This window comes from Cellulosimicrobium sp. EB106-03-01-XG111 (assembly GCF_058792115.1).
In genome coordinates, this window is record NZ_JBYTEQ010000007.1 from 230,375 (window position 1) to 247,142 (window position 16,768).

Here is a 16,768-nt window from a genome sequence, read left to right on the forward strand (position 1 = left end):
GTCCGCGGTGACCGCGGGGGTACGTCGAGCCCTGCGCGGCTCGACGTGCCCCTCGGCACGTGCCGGTCAGGACGCGGCGCGGTGCCGGGTCGCGAGCGCGGCGCGCAGCCCGGCGTCGTCGGACCCGGCGGCCGTGAGCGCGCCGTCGAGCGCACGGTGGGCCGTCGAGCCCGTGCTGCGCGCGACGGCGGCGAGGACGTGGCCCGAGTCGATCACGCGCGACGCGTCGTGCACCGCCTCGCGCAGCGAGAGCTCGAGCACCTTCTTCGCCTCCGGGGTGAACGGGACGTGCGAGCGGCCTCGGCGTCGCCCGCGGCCCCGCGCGTCGTCTCCCGCCCGGTCGAGCGCGCCGGGGCCGAACGCGGCGTCCGTGCGGGCCCGGACCTGGTCCAGGTCGATCCCGAGCGCGGCCAGGGCGGGGCCGTCGAGGGCGTCGCGGCCGTCGGCCGCGTCGACCTGGCGCTCGAGCTCCGCGGGGCTCACGCCGACCGCGGCGAGCGCGGCCGACCCTGCGCTGCCCTCCTGCCGGGCGAGCGACAGGAGCAGGTGCACCCCGTCGATCGCGTCGTCGCCGCGTTCCCGCGCGACCTCCTGGGCGCCGACCACGGTCTCCCGGGCGTCGGCGGCGAAGCGTTCGAACATGTCACGACCTCCTCGTGGTGCGGGACGCGCCGTACTTCTTGTGCACGGCCTGACGCGTGACGCCGAGCCGGTCGGCGATCTCCTGCCAGGACCAGCCGAGCGACCGGGCGTGCTCGACCTGGAGCGCCTCCAGGCGCTCGGCCAGCATGCGCAGCGACCGCACGGCCCGCAGCCCGACGTCCGGGTCGGTGCTGCTCGCGGCGTCCATGTCGACGGGTTCCATACGTGTCAATCTAGGTTGACACCCTCTGCGGTGTCAACAGTGGTTGACGAAGGTCGTCAGAGGTGACGAAGGGAACACCCGCCCGCGCGGCCCCGCAGCGACCCCGGATAGGCGCGTCCCGGAGCGGGGGCTACCCTGTACGGGGATGTCTTGATGTCGAGACATCGGTCATGCCGCACACGGCGCATCAGACGGAAGGACGCAGCAGGGTGGACCTGTTCGAATACCAGGCGCGTGACATCTTCGAGAAGCACGGCGTGCCCGTGCTGGGCGGGGTCGTCGCGACGACGCCCGAGGAGGCCCGCGCGGGAGCCGAGAAGCTCGGCGGGGGCACCGTGGTCGTCAAGGCCCAGGTGAAGACCGGCGGCCGCGGCAAGGCCGGCGGCGTCAAGCTCGCCCACTCGCCCGAGGAGGCCGCCGAGAAGGCGTCCGAGATCCTCGGCATGGACATCAAGGGCCACACCGTCCACCGCGTGATGGTGGCGCAGGGTGCCAAGATCGCCGAGGAGTTCTACTTCTCGGTGCTGCTGGACCGCTCGAACCGCAACTACCTCGCCATGTGCTCCGTCGAGGGCGGCATGGAGATCGAGCAGCTCGCCGTCGAGCGCCCGGAGGCGCTCGCCAAGGTCGCCGTCGACCCGATCGTGGGCATCGACGAGGCGAAGGCGCGCGAGATCGTCGACGCCGCGGGCTTCGCCGAGGAGCTCAAGGCGCCGGTCGCCGATGTCATCCGCTCGCTGTGGACCGTGTTCACGGCCGAGGACGCGACGCTCGTCGAGGTGAACCCGCTCGTCCGCACCGAGGACGGCTCGATCATCGCGCTCGACGGCAAGGTCACGCTCGACGACAACGCGTCGGAGGTCCGGCACCCGGACCACGAGGCGCTGGAGGACAAGGAGTCGACCGACCCGCTCGAGGCGAAGGCCAAGGAGAGCGGCCTCAACTACGTCAAGCTCGACGGCGAGGTCGGCATCATCGGCAACGGCGCCGGGCTCGTCATGAGCACGCTCGACGTCGTCGCGTACGCGGGCGAGGAGCACGGCGGCGTCAAGCCGGCCAACTTCCTCGACATCGGCGGCGGCGCGAACGCGCAGGTCATGGCGAACGGTCTCGACGTCATCCTCAACGACCCGCAGGTCAAGTCGGTCTTCGTCAACGTCTTCGGTGGCATCACCGCGTGCGACGAGGTCGCGAAGGGCATCGTGGGCGCGCTCGAGATCCTCGGCGACGAGGCGACCAAGCCGCTCGTCGTGCGCCTCGACGGCAACAACGTGGAGCTCGGCCGCGCGATCCTGCGCGAGGCGAACCACCCGCTCGTGACCCTCGCCGAGACCATGGACGGCGGTGCCGCCAAGGCGGCCGAGCTGGCCAACGCCTGATCGCCCGTAGACGCGGAAAGCTGAGACAGAGAACACCATGTCGATCTACCTGAACTCCGACTCCAAGATCATCGTCCAGGGCATCACCGGCGGGATGGGTGCCAAGCACACCGCCCTCATGCTCGACTCGGGCGCGCAGATCGTCGGCGGCGTCAACGCCCGCAAGGCCGGCACGACCGTCACCCACAAGGACCACGAGGGCAACGACGTCACGCTGCCGGTGTTCGGCACCGTCGCCGAGGCGATGGCCGAGACGGGCGCGAACGTGTCCGTCCTGTTCGTCCCGCCGGCGTTCACCAAGGACGCCGCGATCGAGGCGATCGACGCCGAGATGCCGCTCATCGTCGTCATCACCGAGGGCGTGCCCGTCCAGGACACGGCCGAGGTCTGGGCCTACCTGCAGGGCAAGGGCACGCGCATGATCGGCCCGAACTGCCCCGGCATCATCACGCCGGGCGAGTCGCTCGCCGGCATCACCCCGCACACCATCACGGGCAAGGGCCCGGTCGGTCTCGTGTCGAAGTCGGGCACGCTGACCTACCAGATGATGTACGAGCTCAAGGACCTCGGCTTCTCGACCGCCATCGGCATCGGCGGCGACCCGATCGTCGGCACCACGCACATCGACGCGCTCGAGGCGTTCGAGAACGACCCCGAGACCAAGGCGATCGTCATGATCGGCGAGATCGGTGGGGACGCCGAGGAGCGCGCCGCGGCGTACATCAAGGAGCACGTCACGAAGCCGGTCGTCGGCTACGTCGCGGGCTTCACGGCCCCCGAGGGCAAGACGATGGGCCACGCCGGCGCCATCGTCTCCGGCTCCGCGGGCACCGCCCAGGCGAAGAAGGAGGCCCTGGAGGCCGTCGGCGTCAAGGTCGGCAAGACGCCGTCCGAGACCGCCGCGCTCCTGCGCGAGGTCCTCGCCTGACCCTGGCTCCGTCGGGCAGCACGGCCCGCAGCCACCCCGTACGACGCCCCGCGACCGGTCCGCCGGTCGCGGGGCGTCGTCGTCCCCGGAGCCGGTGGCGCCGGTAGTCTGGCGCGCCGGGGCGAATGCCCCGAACCGACCTCTCGATCGACGACGATGGGCACCATGAGCACCACCAGCACGACTCGCGGTGCGCGCACGCGCACCGTGGAAGGCAGCCCGGCACCCGCACCCGTCGGGGTACGCCGTGCACCGTCCGGCGTGCTCGCCGCGCTCCAGGCGCTCACCCTGTCGCTCGCCGTCGTCGTGCTCCCGGGCGTCGTCGCGTTCCTGGCGTCCTCGACCGGGGCGTCCGAGGGGACGGGCTGGGGGCAGTCGGTCACCGTCGCGGCGGGCTTCTGGCTCCTCGGTCACGGCGTCCCGCTCGTCGCGAGCGGCACGACGGTCACCCTCGTCCCGCTCGGGCTCACCGCGCTCGCGCTCTTCTGCTGCTTCGCGTCGGCACGCCGCTCGGCGCACACCGCGACCTCCGCCTGGGTCGCCGGCACCGTCACGTACGCGCTCGCGACGCTCGGCGTCGCGCTGCTCGCCGGTTCGACGCCGCCCTGGGGTCTGGGCGTCGCCGTCGTCGGGGGAGCGGTCGTCGGAGGGCTCGGGCTCGGCGGCGGGATCCTCGCGCGCCCGGACGCGCCGTTCGTCGCCGACCTCGCCCGGCGCCTCGACCGGGTCGTGCCGCCGACGGTGCGGCTCGGGCTGCGGGGCGGTCTGCTCGGCACGAGCCTGCTCGTCGGCGCCTCCGCCGTCGTCGTGGGTGCGTGGCTCGTCGCGGGTCGCGCGACGTCGGGCGACATCGTCGCCGGGCTCGTGCCCGGCACCGTCGGAGGGATCGTCCTCGCGCTCGGCCAGCTCGCCGTGCTGCCGAACCTCGTGGCGTGGGCCGGGGCGTGGCTCGTCGGCCCCGGTTTCGCCGTGGGCGAGGGCAGCACGTTCGCGCCCGGCGGGTCGGAGCCGGGCGCGCTGCCCGCGATCCCGCTCCTCGGGGCGCTGCCCGGCGACGACTGGACGAACGCCCTCACCCCCTGGGTCCCGGCGGCCGTCGTCGCGCTCGGCGTCGTCGCGGGCGTGTTCGTCTGGCGGCGCCTGCGCGACGTGACGGGCACCCACCCCGACGACGACGCCCCCTGGTCCGCCGTCGTCCTCGCGCTGACGGGCGTCGCGCTCGCGTCCGGTCTGCTCGTCGGGCTCGTGAGCTGGCTCGCCGGGGGAGCGGTGGGTCCCGGCCGGCTCGAGGTCGTGGGCGCGGACGCGCTCGTCGTCGGGGCGCTCGCCGCGGCCGAGATCGGCGGCGGCGCCGCGCTCGCCGTCCTGTGGGCACGGCTCGAGGTCCTGGGCCGGCGCCACGACGACGCCGGCTGACCGGCGCGCAGCCTGGTCGCCGGGGTGGACCGGGCAGGAGCTGCCGCGCGGCGTCGTCCGCGGCGGTCAGCCCGCCGGGGTCGCCGGCCCCGTCACGCGCTCACCGTCGGCGAGCTGCGTCGCGAACGGGTGACGGAGCCTCGACGCGTCAGGAGGACGCGGGGGCGGGGGTCGGGATCCAGCGCGCGAACTTCTCCTCGAGCGCGTGCGTGCGCTCGACGTCGCAGCGCTTCTCGGCCGAGACGGTGATCGCCCCGTCGAGGCACTGCTGGTGCGCGAGCGCGACGTCCCAGGTGACGAGCGTCGAGACCATCTGGAGCGCGAGCATGGCCGAGAGCCCGACGCCGATCCCGAGGGCCGGGACCAGCGCACCCCGCACGCGGGCCCGCCAGACGGCGAGCAGCGCCCGGATGCCCACGACGATCGCGCCGAGCGCGAGCGCGAGGCTCACGGCCTGCCACGGGAACGGCATGGTGCTCACGACGATGACGGCGAGCAGGAGCAGCCCGAAGTGCAGGGTGCGTCGCGTCGCCTGCCGGGCGAGCTCCGGGTCCGGCTCCGGGGGCTCCGGCGGCGCGGGGCGCCGGTGACCCGGCCCGGCCTGCTGGTCCGGGCGCACGGGTGCCGGGGGGAGCGGGGCGGGCGCAGGGCCCGGTGCGGGTGCCGGCGCGTCCGGACGCGCTCCGTCCTCCGGCTGCGCGGGCTCGGGTCGAGGCTGCTGCGGCGCGTCGGGACGGGGCGGTGCGTACGGGTTGCCCACGGGCAGCTCCTCGGTCGGTCGGGCGGCTCGCGGTACATTCTCCCATCGGAGGCTGCGTGCCCCGACGGCTGTCCCACCGGCCCGCCGCGGCGACCGCGCCCCGAGACCCGCGAACCCCCGAAGCCCCGCAGGAGCACCGTGCAGACGCCGTCCGGCCACCCCGTCGAGTCCACCTCCGCCGCCCGCGTCGTCGTCCTGGTGTCCGGGGCGGGCAGCAACCTCGCGGCGCTCCTCGCCGCGCACGACGACGCCGCGTACGGCGCGCGCGTCGTCGGCGTCGTCTCCGACAAGGCCGACGCCGGCGGTCTGGACCTCGCCCGCGAGGCGGGCGTCGCCGCCGTCGTCGTCGCCCCCGGGGAGTTCGAGGACCGCGGCGCGTGGAACGAGGCCGTCGCCCAGGCGGTGGACGTGTTCCGGCCCGACCTCGTGGTCCTCGCCGGGTTCATGCGCATCCTCGGCCCCGCCTTCGTGGGGCGCTTCGCGGGCCGCACGCTCAACACCCACCCCGCGCTCCTGCCGTCCTTCCCCGGCGCCCACGGCGTGCGCGACGCGCTCGCCTACGGCGTCCGCGTCACGGGCTGCACGGTCCACGTGGTCGACGACGGCGTCGACACCGGCCCGATCGTCGCCCAGGTCGCGGTGCCCGTCGAGGACGGCGACGACGAGTCGTCGCTGCACGAGCGCATCAAGGTGGCCGAGCGCGCCCTGCTCGTCGAGACCGTGGGGCGCGTCGCGCGCGAGGGCCTGCGCATCGACGGTCGCCGGGTCGCGTTGGGGTAGCGGGCGCTTCCTGCCCCAGATGATCGTTGAGCTGAGCGATACCTTCTCCTCATGACGACGGACGACGAGCAGGACTACTGCGACTGGTGCATGGGTCCGTTGTCGAAGGAGTCTCGGAGGCGATCTTCCTGGCTAGGCCTGCCCACAGAGGACGCCTGGGCGTGCGACGACTGCCTTCAGGCAGGCCGGTATCGCGTTCCACCGGACGGGTGGAACGGTCCGATGGAGGAGTGGCTCGCCCGTGACGAGTACGTGCTCGAGGCAGCCGATGTGCTCGCCATCGTCAACGCTCTCGACGAGGTCCTGCACGGCCCGAGCGCAGTCGGCGAGTCCGAGTTTCCGTCGCGGATCGGTGTCTCGCGTGCGTCAGCCCGTCAGACGCTGAGGCGAATCGGCACGCCAGCTTCCTAGCCCACACGGCTCGTGCGACCAGGACGATGGCAGCGCGGCGGATCGTGGCGTGCTTGTCGTCGCACATCGACCGGGAGCGCCGCCGCGCGCGGGGATGAAGGCCGTTCGGCGACGGCGTGACCGACCCAGATCAACCACGGCGCCCGTTGGAAACAGCCGCTCCGGGCCCCGTCGCACTCCCGCATGGTGGTACGACATGGGCAGAGGAGCCCTAGACAGCGGGCACCGCGGCCGGTCGGCCCGACGGATCCTCTCCGGGCGGGGGCGACGGTTCGTCGTCCGCGGAGGGCAGGTCGCGCGGGGCGAGCACGGCGAGGACCTGGTAGGTCTCGCGGCGCGCTTCGGGGTCCGCGCGCCCCTCGTCGAGCGACCGCGTGTTCCAGCGCTCCAGGAGCTCCTGGAGCTCACGCGTCATCGTCGCCGCCTGCTCGGGGCTGAGGACGAGCGTGCTCAGCGCGAGGATGCGATCCTCGCGCGCGCCCATCACGCTCCCGCGGCGGAAGGTCTCCTCGGCCCAGGCGAGCGCCGGGCGGACGACGTGGCGCACCGCGTCGGGCGTCCCGGGCTCCACCGCGTAGCTCTGCGCGACGTTCTTCCACACGCGGTCCCGCCGGTCCCGGGCGTGCTCCGGGGCCTCGACGATCATGCCCGCCCGGGCGAGGACGCGGAGGTGGAAGCTCACGGAGTTGGCGGGCTCCCCGGTGGCCCGGGCGAGGTCCGCCGCGCGCGCGTGCCCGAGGACGGCGAGCTCCATGAGGATCCGTTGGCGCAGCGGGTGCGCGATCGCGCGCAGCGCCGCGGGGTCCTGGACGTGGAAGGTGTCGAGCACACGCCGAGGCTAGCAACGCCCGGGCGTCCCGCACGGGGGAGTGCTCACGACATAGTGCGCAATGACTATTGCGCAACTGGCGTTGCGCACATAGGTTCGTCGGTATGACGAACCAGCCGCCGACGTCCCCGCCCGACCGCCCGTCCCCGCTCTCGTCCAGGGCCGCCGTCGGTCTGGCGCCGGACGCGCCCACCGCGACCCCCGACCCGGGCACGACCGCGGACGCCCCGGTCCCGGAGGCGACCCCGGTCGCCACCGGCTCCGCACCCGCCGACCCGCCGTCGCTCCTGCGCAACCGCTCGTACCTGCTGCTCATGACCGGCCTGACCGCCGAGTCGCTCGGTGCGGGGGTGGCGCTCTTCGCCGTCCCGCTCGTGGCGTACGGGCTGACCGGGTCCGTCGTGCAGGCGGGGGTGGTGGCCGCCGTCGGGCAGGTGGGCGCGCTCCTGGCCACGCTGCCCGCGGGCGTCGTCGCCGACCGCGTGGACCGACGCCGCCTCGTCGTGGGCGCGGCGACCGTCGGGGCCCTGCTCTGGACGACCGTCGCGGTTGCCGCCGGCACCGGGTCGCTCACCGCGTGGCACCTCGCCGCCGTCCTCTTCGGGGCCTCCGTCGTCGGCGCGCTCGTGGACCCGGCGACGAGCGGCGCGTTCCGCTCGGTCGTGCCGGTGCCGCAGCTCCCGACGGCGCTCGCGGCCGCCCAGGGGCGGGACGCGGTGGCGAGCCTGCTCGCCGGACCGCTCGGCGGGGCGCTCTACGCCGTCGCGCACGCCGTCCCGCTCGCCGGGGCCGCGATCGGGCACGCGGCGACCGCGGTGTGCACGTGGCTCGTGCGCGAGCCGCTCAACGGCGACGTCGAGGCGGCGCGCGCGACCCGGCCCCTCGCGGCGCTGCGCGAGGGCCTGCGCTTCGTGTGGGCCGTGCCGCTGTTCCGTGCGCTGCTCGGCCTGTTCGTCGTCATCAACGTCGCGTTCGGCAGCCTCATGGTCGGCATCAACCTCGAGCTCGTGCGCACGGGCACCGCGCCGCTCCTCATCGGCCTGGTCGACCTCGCGGTCGGCGTGGGCGTGCTCGTCGGCGCGGTGCTCGCGCCCCGGCTCGTCGCCCGGGTCCGCGCGGGGGCGCTCGTCGTCGCGGCCCTGGGCGTGCTCGCCGCAGGGTCCGTCGTCATGGCCGTGCTGGAGTCGTACGCGGCGTACCTCGCGGTGCTGCCTGTCGCCCTCCTGCTCGTCCCGGCCGTGAACGCGGGCCTGTCGGGGTACGCCGCGGCGGTCACCCCGCCGCAGCTCCAGGGCCGGCTCGCGTCCGTGCTCGGGCTCACCGGCCTCGCGGCGGGCCCCCTCGTCCCGCTCGTCGGGAGCGGGCTCCTCGAGCGGTTCGGGCTCGGGACCGCGCTCGCCGTGCTCGCCGGGCTGCTCGTCGTCACGGTCGCGGTCCTCAGCACGGTCCGGTCCCTCTGGCGGGTCGGCACCCCGGACACGTGGGCCGACGACGCGGCCGCCCTCGCGGCGTCGGGTGCCATGCCGGGTGCCGTGCCGGGCGCCGTGCCGGCCGAGCCGGGGCCTTCGCCGTCGGGCCGCTAGACTGGACGACGGCCGCGACTGGCGAGGGTGGGAACGACCACCGGGGAGCGGCCGGATCTACCTGCTGGAGCGTCGACCGCCTGGGCGCCTGGGTTCTGCCACTCGCGTCGGCTCCGCCGGCGCGGCGACCGCGACCCAGAGGAGCCCCTCGTCATGTCCCACCCGGCCCCGCACGTGCCCTCCGCCCCCGACGTCCAGCTCACCGACGACGCGCGGCGCCCCGTGCGTCGCGCGCTCCTGAGCGTCTACGACAAGACGGGTCTCGTCGAGCTCGCCACGGCGCTGCACGCCGCGGGCGTCGAGCTCGTCTCGACCGGCTCGACGGCGTCGACGGTCGCGGCCGCGGGCGTCCCGGTGACGAAGGTCGAGGACCTCACCGGGTTCCCCGAGTGCCTCGAGGGCCGCGTCAAGACGCTCCACCCGCGCGTGCACGCCGGCATCCTCGCGGACTCGCGCAAGGCCGACCACCTCGCGCAGCTCGACGAGCTCGGCATCGCGCCGTTCGAGCTCGTCGTCGTCAACCTCTACCCGTTCGCCGCGACCGTGGCGTCGGGCGCGGGGCCGGACGAGGTCGTCGAGCAGATCGACATCGGCGGCCCGTCGATGGTCCGCGCCGCGGCGAAGAACCACCCGAGCGTCGCGGTCGTCGTCGACCCCGCCCGCTACGACGACGTCGTCACGGCCGTGCAGGCGGGCGGCTTCACCTACGCGCAGCGCAAGGCGCTCGCCGCCGCGGCGTTCGTGCACACGGCGACGTACGACGTCGCCGTCGCGTCCTGGATGGGCAACGTCGTCGCGCCCACGGACGCGGTCGAGACCGACGGCGAGACCGTGAGCACGGGCTTCCCGGCCTGGATCGGCGCCACGTGGGACCGCGCCGACGTGCTCCGGTACGGCGAGAACCCCCACCAGCGTGCCGCGCTCTACACGAACGGCCACGGCGCGACGGGGCTCGCCCAGGCCACGCAGCTCCACGGCAAGGCGATGAGCTACAACAACTACGTCGACGCCGACGCGGCGTGGCGCGCCGCGCACGACCACGACGAGCCGGCCGTCGCGATCATCAAGCACGCGAACCCGTGCGGCATCGCGGTCGGGGCCGACGTCGCCGAGGCGCACGCGCGCGCCCACGCGACCGACCCGGTCTCCGCCTACGGCGGCGTGATCGCCGCGAACCGCGTCGTGACCCGGGCGGCCGCGGAGCAGATCGCGCCCGTCTTCACCGAGGTGGTCGTCGCGCCCGGGTTCGAGCCGGACGCGCTCGAGGTGCTCCGGGCGAAGAAGAACCTGCGCCTCCTCGTCGTCGACGCCCCGCCGACGACGACCGTCGAGACCCGTCCGGTCAGCGGCGGCCTGCTCGTGCAGAGCACGGACCGGGTCGACGCCGTCGTGACCGACGCCGAGGGGAACGTCACCGGCGGCGACGCGCCCGAGCACTGGACGCTCGTCACGGGTGAGGCCGCGGACGACGCGACGCTCGTCGACCTCGCGTTCGCGTGGCGCGCGATCCGTGCGGCGAAGTCGAACGCGATCCTCCTCGCGCGCGACGGGGCCGCCGTCGGGGTCGGGATGGGGCAGGTCAACCGCGTCGACTCGTGCCGCCTCGCGGTCGAGCGAGCCAACACGCTCGCGGACGGCGAGGAGCGGGCCCGCGGCGCCGTCGCGGCCTCCGACGCGTTCTTCCCGTTCGCCGACGGCCTGCAGATCCTGCTCGACGCGGGCGTGCGCGCCGTCGTGGCGCCGGGCGGGTCGATCCGCGACGCCGAGGTGGTCGAGGCCGCCCGGGCCGCGGGCGTGACGATGTACTTCACGGGGACGCGCCACTTCGCGCACTGACGCGACCTGCGCGACGCCCCCGTCGGTCACCGGACCGGCGGGGCCGTCGCGCGCCCGGCGTCAGTCCAGGGCGTCAGGAGAGGGCGTCGCGCAGGCGTCGGGCCGGGTCGCGCGCGACGTCGAGGTCGACGCGCAGGCGGCCCGTCCGGTTCATCGCCTTGCGCACCGGCCCGACGTCGCGCGGCGAGTCGACGAGGAGCACGGCCCGGACGTCGGTGCCCCGGGTGGCCGGGTCGTCGCCCGCGGCAGGGCTGCCGGGCTCGGAGACCGTCGTGGGCGGCACGTAGAACGCGGCCCAGCCCTCGTGGCCGGTGGCGCCGCCCGCGGGGTCGCCGCGCAGCACGACCTCGTCGCCCTCGGCCGGCACGCCGAACAGTGCGAGGTCGTGCCCGAGCTGCTGGGAGAACACGTAGGGCGCGTGCGCGGCCCGGTCGCCGTCGTCGCCGAGCAGCGCCGCGACGGTCGCGTCCGGGTCGTGGAGCGCCGCCGACCAGTGCCCGCCGGGCACGGCGCCGAGCACGGGGTGGTCGCGGTTCGCGCAGTCGCCGACCGCCCAGAGGCCGGGCAGCCCCGGCACGGCGCCGTCCGCGTCCACCGGGACGCCGCCGCGCGCGTCGCGCGGCACGACGCCGTCGAGCCAGTCGGTGGCGGGCCGGGCGCCGACGGCGGCGAGCACGACGCCGGCCGGCAGCTCGCGGCCGTCGGCGAGCCGCACGCCGTCGGGCCGGACCTCGGCGACGGTGGCGCCGGTGACGAGCTCGGCGCCCGCGGCCGAGTACCAGGGAGCGAGGCGCGCCCCGACGTCCGGGCCGAGCTGGCGGTGCAGCGGCGCGCCCGCGGCCTCGACGACCGTGACGTGCGCGCCCGCGCCCGCCGCGACCCCGGCGAGCTCCGCGCCGATCCACCCGGCCCCGACGAGGACGAGGCGCAGGCCGGGCCGCAGCGCGGCGCGCAGGCTCTCGGCGTCGGCCGCGGTGTGGAGCACGCGCGCGTGCTCCCAGCCGCGGGGCCGCACGGGGACGGAGCCGACCGCGAGCACGACCGCGTCGGCGGCGAGGCGGTCGCCCGCCCGTGTCTCGACGGACCAGCCGGGAGCGTCGGCGGTCCCGGTCCGCTCGAGGCGCACGGCCGGGTCGGCGAGACGGACGTCGTCGGCGAGCGCGTCGACGTCCACCCCGAGGTCGTCGGCGAGCCACGCGGGGGCGGGCCGGCTGAGCAGCTCCTTGGACAGGGGCGGGCGGTCGTACGGCGGCACGCCCTCCGCGCCGAGCAGCGTGACGCGCCCGGCGTAGCCGCGGCGGCGGAGCGCCGCGACGGTCTGGGCGCCCGCGAGCCCGGCGCCGACGACGACCACGGACGACGGCGGCCCGCCGTCGTGGGACGCGGGCGCGGGACCGGGCGCCGGGCCGGTCGCGGGGCCGGTCGCGGGGCCGGTCGAAAGGCCGGCCACAGGGTCGGTCATGGTGGCGGGGGGAGCGGACGGGACCGGCGGCACGACGGACGGCATGCACGTCACGCTAGGGCACGACGGTAGGCTTCCGGGCGTGGAAGGTGCAGCAGCGTGAGCGACGTCACCGCGGACGGGGGGACGCGGCACCGGCCACGCGCGACGCTCGTGCCGGTGTGGCACCACGTGGACGACGAGACCGACGACGGCCCTGCTCCCGAGGGCGCTCCTGCGCCCGACGACGCGACCCCGCCCCCGGTGCCCGAGCCGCCCGCGAGCCTCGCGCCGTCGCGCCAGCCCGCGATGTGGCTCGTCCTCGCGGGCGTCGCCGTCTCCACGCTCGTGTCCGTCCTCGCCGGTGCGCGGGCGGGCTGCTTCGCGCTCGCGGGGCTGCTCGCCGTCGCGGGCGTGTGCCGCGCGTCGATCCCCGGCCCGGGCCCGGTCGGCATCACCGTCCGGTCGCGCGGGCTCGACGTCTTCTTCTTCCTCGCGCCCGCCGCGGTCATGGCGTTCCTCGCGCTGAGCCTGGACCAGGGCGAGCTCTGACGCCCGCGCGGAGCGCCGCGCGCGACGTCGGGCACTGACGACGACGGGCCCGGACCGCGTGCGCGGTCCGGGCCCGTCGGGCGTGCGGGGGAGAGGTCAGACCCGCGGGGTCGTGCCCTCACCGGCGGCGGGGGAGTCGGGGTCGTCCGTCTCAGGCTCCGTCTCGACGACCTCCTCGACCGCGACCACGTCACCGTTCTCGTCCGTGACGACGACCGCCTCCTCGACGACGGTGCCCGCGCCGGCCCCGGCGACGGCCGCGCCCGCACCGGCGCCGACCGCGCTCCCGGCACCGCCGGCCACCTCGGCCTCGGTCAGCGTGACGACGTGGTCCTCGCCGAGCAGGTCGTCCTGCTTCGGGGCGAACGCGAACGCGCGGTAGAAGAGGCCCGCGATCGCGGCGCCGAGGAGCGGCGCGACCCAGAAGACCCACTGCTGCTTCCACAGGTCCCCGTCGCCCGCGAACACGGCCGACGCCATGGAGCGCGCCGGGTTGAGCGACGCGTTCGTGACGGGCACCGCGACGAGGATCAGGGCGGTGAGGGTGAGGCCGATGACGACCGGCGCGTACTGCACGGTCGCGCGCTTGTCGGTCACGCCGAGGATCACGCCGACGAAGACCGCGGTCGCGATGGTCTCGATGAGCAGCGCGGCGAGCAGCCCGAACTCGGTGCCGCCCTGCGACGCCGTGGAGAGGGACGAGAAGTCCCCGTAGCCGTTCGCGGTCGACACGAAGAGGCCGCCGCGGCCCTCCTGCCCGACGAGCGCCGGCAGCGAGTTCGGGACGGTGGCGAGCAGGACGAGGCCCGCGAGGAGGGCGCCGACGAGCTGCGCGACCCAGTAGGGCAGCACGTCGCGCCATGCGGTGCGGCCGCCGATGGCGGCGCCGAGCGTCACCGCCGGGTTGAAGTGGCCGCCGGAGACGTTGCCGACGGCGGCGGCGCCGGCGAGCAGCGCGAGGCCGCCCGCGAGAGCGACCGCGAGGGCGTTCTGCTGGCTGACGAAGGTGTACAGCGCCACACCGATGATCGCGAGGACGAGGAAGAACGTGCCGAAGACCTCGGCGCCGAGGCGCGCGAGGAGGCTGGGCTGGACGACAGCGACGGCCTCGGTCGGCGCGAGGCGCGCGTCGTCGACGTAGCCCTCCGGTGCGCCGGGAGCGGTGGTGTCCTGGGACATGATGATCCTGTCTGGTTCGGTGGGAACTTCGGGCAGTCCCGGCCCGGTGTGCCACGGTGCGGCACCGGCGGGCCGTCGGGACGACGGCACGATGCCTGACCGAGTGCCCGGCCATTCCGGCATCTGGGGGCATCTTGCCACCACCACCCGGGAGATGCGTGGAGATCTGCGGTGCTGCACCTGAGAACGGACGCCCGGTCTCACGATCCGAACGCGGTCGCCGGGGGCCGACAAAGTATCTTGACGTCGAGAAGTCGAGTACCCTGGACCGCGGTCAGCAACGCCCTCGTGTGCGACGGACCGGGCCCACGGGCCGCACGGTCGCCGTCCGACACCCGGGGGCTCCAGTCCCCGACAGTTGGAGCGATCTGCGCATGGGCAAGATCAAGGTCGTCAACCCGGTCGTCGAGCTCGACGGCGACGAGATGACGCGCATCATCTGGCAGTTCATCAAGGACCGCCTCATCCACCCGTACCTCGACGTGGACCTCAAGTACTACGACCTGTCGATCCAGAACCGCGACGCGACCGACGACCAGGTCACGATCGACGCCGCGCACGCGATCAAGCAGTACAACGTCGGCGTCAAGTGCGCGACGATCACGCCCGACGAGGCGCGCGTCGAGGAGTTCGGCCTGAAGAAGATGTGGGTCTCGCCGAACGGCACGATCCGCAACATCCTCGGTGGCGTCGTCTTCCGCGAGCCGATCATCATCTCCAACATCCCGCGCCTCGTGCCGGGCTGGAACAAGCCGATCATCATCGGCCGTCACGCCCACGGCGACCAGTACAAGTCGACCAACTTCAAGGTCCCCGGCCCGGGCAAGATCACGATGACGTTCGAGCCGGCCGACGGCTCCGAGGCCCAGAAGTTCGAGGTCGTGACCATGCCCGAGGAGGGCGGCGTCGCGATGGGCATGTACAACTTCAACGAGTCGATCCGCGACTTCGCGCGCGCCTCGTTCGCGTACGGCCTCCAGCGCGAGTACCCCGTGTACCTCTCGACGAAGAACACGATCCTCAAGGCCTACGACGGCGCCTTCAAGGACATCTTCCAGGAGGTGTTCGACGCCGAGTTCGCCGAGGCGTTCGCCGCGAAGGGCCTCACGTACGAGCACCGCCTCATCGACGACATGGTCGCCTCGGCCATGAAGTGGGAGGGCGGCTACGTCTGGGCCTGCAAGAACTACGACGGCGACGTGCAGTCCGACACCGTCGCGCAGGGCTTCGGCTCGCTCGGCCTCATGACGTCGGTCCTCATGACCCCGGACGGCCAGACCGTCGAGGCCGAGGCCGCGCACGGCACCGTGACGCGTCACTACCGCCAGCACCAGCAGGGCAAGCCGACGTCGACGAACCCGATCGCGTCGATCTTCGCGTGGACCCGTGGCCTCATGCACCGCGGCAAGCTCGACGGCACGCCCGAGGTGACCGAGTTCGCGCAGACGCTCGAGGACGTCGTCATCAAGACGGTCGAGTCCGGCAAGATGACGAAGGACCTCGCGCTCCTCATCGGCCCGGACCAGGAGTGGCTGACGACGGAGGACTTCCTCGCCGCGCTCGACGAGAACCTCAAGGCGCGCCTGGGCTGACCCGGCCCGCACCGCACGCCCGACGGCGGCGCCCCCTCGCGCAGGGGGCGCCGCCGTCGTCGTCCCCGGGCAGGGGCGGAGACGCGGCCGCGGGCGTGCCGCCCCGCCGTCCGGGCGCGTCGCGTTGTGGGAGAGTGAGCGCATGACTTCCCCCGTGAACGTGACGGTGACCGGCGCGGCCGGTCAGATCGGTTACGCGCTGCTGTTCCGCATCGCGTCGGGCCAGATGCTCGGCCCCGACACCCCCGTGCGCCTGCGCCTCCTCGAGATCCCGCAGGGCGTCAAGGCCGCCGAGGGCACGGCCATGGAGCTGGACGACTGCGCGTTCCCGCTGCTCGCCGGCATCGACATCTTCGACGACCCGACGGCGGCGTTCGAGGGCACGAACGTCGCGCTGCTCGTGGGCGCCCGCCCGCGCGGCCCGGGCATGGAGCGCGGCGACCTGCTCGAGGCGAACGGCGGCATCTTCAAGCCGCAGGGCCAGGCGATCAACGCGGGCGCGGCGGACGACGTCCGCGTCCTCGTGGTCGGCAACCCCGCGAACACGAACGCGCTCATCGCCGCGTCGAACGCGCCCGACGTCCCGAAGGGCCGGTTCACCGCGATGACGCGGCTGGACCACAACCGCGCGCTCACGCAGGTCGCGAAGCGTGCGGGCGTCCCGGTGTCCGAGGTGCGCAAGGTGACCATCTGGGGCAACCACTCGGCCACGCAGTACCCCGACCTCTTCCACGCGGACGTCGCGGGCACGCCGGGCGCGCGGCTCGCCGAGGACCGCGAGTGGCTGGAGAGCACGTTCATCCCGACGGTCGCGAAGCGCGGCGCGGCGATCATCGACGCGCGCGGCGCGTCGTCCGCGGCGTCGGCGGCGAACGCGGCCATCGACCACGTGCACGACTGGGTCCTCGGCACGCCCGAGGGCGACTGGACGAGCGCGGGCGTCGTGTCGGACGGGTCGTACGGCGTCCCGACCGGCCTCATCTCGTCGTTCCCGGTGGTCTCGCGCGGCGGGTCGTGGGAGATCGTCCAGGGCCTGGAGCTCTCGGACTTCTCGCGCGGGCGCATCGACGCGTCGGTCGCGGAGCTCCAGGAGGAGCGTCAGGCCGTCGAGGAGCTCGGCCTGGTCTGAGCCTCACCGTCGCGGGGGGGGGGGGGGGGGGGGGGGGGGGGGGGGGGGGGGGGGGGGGGGGGGGGGGGGGGGGGGGGGGGGGGGGGGG

Annotated in this window: 16 protein-coding genes and 1 riboswitch; of the genes, 10 read left to right on the forward strand and 6 right to left on the reverse strand. The window is 74.7% G+C overall.

Going from position 1 to position 16,768, the window contains the following annotated elements:
- Window positions 1-66: 66 nt before the first annotated feature.
- Entirely contained in the window at window positions 67-642 is a 576-nt protein-coding gene (locus tag AC3WT4_RS09290; protein WP_492315296.1) for a Clp protease N-terminal domain-containing protein, read from the reverse strand.
- Window position 643: 1 nt separating this feature from the next.
- Window positions 644-865: a helix-turn-helix domain-containing protein gene (locus tag AC3WT4_RS09295; RefSeq protein ID WP_492315297.1), complete on the reverse strand. Its 222-nt coding sequence runs from the start codon at window positions 863-865 to the stop codon at window positions 644-646.
- A 209-nt stretch (window positions 866-1,074) separates the two neighbouring features.
- On the opposite strand from AC3WT4_RS09295, the gene sucC reads away from it, so the two are divergent.
- The 3 genes from sucC (at window position 1,075) to AC3WT4_RS09310 (ending at window position 4,588) form a co-directional block, all read left to right on the forward strand.
- Window positions 1,075-2,244 (forward strand): ADP-forming succinate--CoA ligase subunit beta, encoded by a 1,170-nt coding sequence (gene sucC / locus AC3WT4_RS09300; RefSeq protein ID WP_492315298.1) that lies wholly within the window; start codon window positions 1,075-1,077, stop codon window positions 2,242-2,244.
- Window positions 2,245-2,281: 37 nt separating this feature from the next.
- Window positions 2,282-3,172 (forward strand): succinate--CoA ligase subunit alpha, encoded by an 891-nt coding sequence (gene sucD / locus AC3WT4_RS09305; protein ID WP_021482340.1) that lies wholly within the window; start codon window positions 2,282-2,284, stop codon window positions 3,170-3,172.
- A gap of 165 nt (window positions 3,173-3,337) precedes the next feature.
- Window positions 3,338-4,588 (forward strand): cell division protein PerM, encoded by a 1,251-nt coding sequence (locus AC3WT4_RS09310; RefSeq protein WP_492315299.1) that lies wholly within the window; start codon window positions 3,338-3,340, stop codon window positions 4,586-4,588.
- A 148-nt stretch (window positions 4,589-4,736) separates the two neighbouring features.
- Here the strand turns inward: AC3WT4_RS09310 and AC3WT4_RS09315 are convergent, their stop codons facing one another.
- Window positions 4,737-5,348, reverse strand: coding sequence for a hypothetical protein (locus AC3WT4_RS09315; RefSeq protein WP_492315300.1), 612 nt, complete (start codon window positions 5,346-5,348; stop codon window positions 4,737-4,739).
- A 138-nt stretch (window positions 5,349-5,486) separates the two neighbouring features.
- Here AC3WT4_RS09315 and purN point away from each other — a divergent pair, with 138 nt between their 5' ends.
- Window positions 5,487-6,128, forward strand: a complete 642-nt coding sequence (gene purN / locus AC3WT4_RS09320) for a phosphoribosylglycinamide formyltransferase (protein WP_257417054.1) — start codon at window positions 5,487-5,489, stop codon at window positions 6,126-6,128.
- A gap of 51 nt (window positions 6,129-6,179) precedes the next feature.
- A complete protein-coding gene (locus AC3WT4_RS09325) occupies window positions 6,180-6,539 on the forward strand; it encodes a hypothetical protein (protein ID WP_257417053.1) in 360 nt (119 codons plus the stop codon).
- A 211-nt stretch (window positions 6,540-6,750) separates the two neighbouring features.
- On the opposite strand, the gene AC3WT4_RS09330 is transcribed toward AC3WT4_RS09325, so the two are convergent.
- Entirely contained in the window at window positions 6,751-7,368 is a 618-nt protein-coding gene (locus AC3WT4_RS09330; RefSeq protein WP_492315301.1) for an ArsR/SmtB family transcription factor, read from the reverse strand.
- Between the two features lie 104 nt (window positions 7,369-7,472).
- Here AC3WT4_RS09330 and AC3WT4_RS09335 point away from each other — a divergent pair, with 104 nt between their 5' ends.
- Window positions 7,473-8,951 carry an MFS transporter gene (locus tag AC3WT4_RS09335; RefSeq protein WP_074809010.1) on the forward strand — a complete coding sequence of 493 codons (1,479 nt, stop codon included), beginning with the start codon at window positions 7,473-7,475 and terminating at the stop codon, window positions 8,949-8,951.
- Between the two features lie 4 nt (window positions 8,952-8,955).
- Window positions 8,956-9,044, forward strand: a riboswitch (ZMP/ZTP riboswitch).
- A 60-nt stretch (window positions 9,045-9,104) separates the two neighbouring features.
- On the forward strand, window positions 9,105-10,787 hold the full coding sequence (gene purH, locus AC3WT4_RS09340; protein ID WP_492315302.1) for a bifunctional phosphoribosylaminoimidazolecarboxamide formyltransferase/IMP cyclohydrolase: 1,683 nt from the start codon (window positions 9,105-9,107) through the stop codon (window positions 10,785-10,787).
- A gap of 73 nt (window positions 10,788-10,860) precedes the next feature.
- On the opposite strand, the gene AC3WT4_RS09345 is transcribed toward purH, so the two are convergent.
- Window positions 10,861-12,249 (reverse strand): FAD-dependent oxidoreductase, encoded by a 1,389-nt coding sequence (locus AC3WT4_RS09345; protein WP_492315303.1) that lies wholly within the window; start codon window positions 12,247-12,249, stop codon window positions 10,861-10,863.
- 99 nt (window positions 12,250-12,348) lie between these two features.
- Between AC3WT4_RS09345 and AC3WT4_RS09350 the strand changes: the two genes are divergently transcribed.
- Window positions 12,349-12,780: a DUF3017 domain-containing protein gene (locus AC3WT4_RS09350; RefSeq protein ID WP_074809013.1), complete on the forward strand. Its 432-nt coding sequence runs from the start codon at window positions 12,349-12,351 to the stop codon at window positions 12,778-12,780.
- 96 nt (window positions 12,781-12,876) lie between these two features.
- On the opposite strand, the gene AC3WT4_RS09355 is transcribed toward AC3WT4_RS09350, so the two are convergent.
- Window positions 12,877-13,959 carry an MIP/aquaporin family protein gene (locus tag AC3WT4_RS09355; protein WP_492315304.1) on the reverse strand — a complete coding sequence of 361 codons (1,083 nt, stop codon included), beginning with the start codon at window positions 13,957-13,959 and terminating at the stop codon, window positions 12,877-12,879.
- 374 nt (window positions 13,960-14,333) lie between these two features.
- Here AC3WT4_RS09355 and AC3WT4_RS09360 point away from each other — a divergent pair, with 374 nt between their 5' ends.
- Window positions 14,334-15,551, forward strand: a complete 1,218-nt coding sequence (locus AC3WT4_RS09360; RefSeq protein WP_074809017.1) for an NADP-dependent isocitrate dehydrogenase — start codon at window positions 14,334-14,336, stop codon at window positions 15,549-15,551.
- Window positions 15,552-15,693: 142 nt separating this feature from the next.
- Window positions 15,694-16,680, forward strand: a complete 987-nt coding sequence (locus AC3WT4_RS09365; protein WP_492315305.1) for a malate dehydrogenase — start codon at window positions 15,694-15,696, stop codon at window positions 16,678-16,680.
- Window positions 16,681-16,768: the final 88 nt, after the last annotated feature.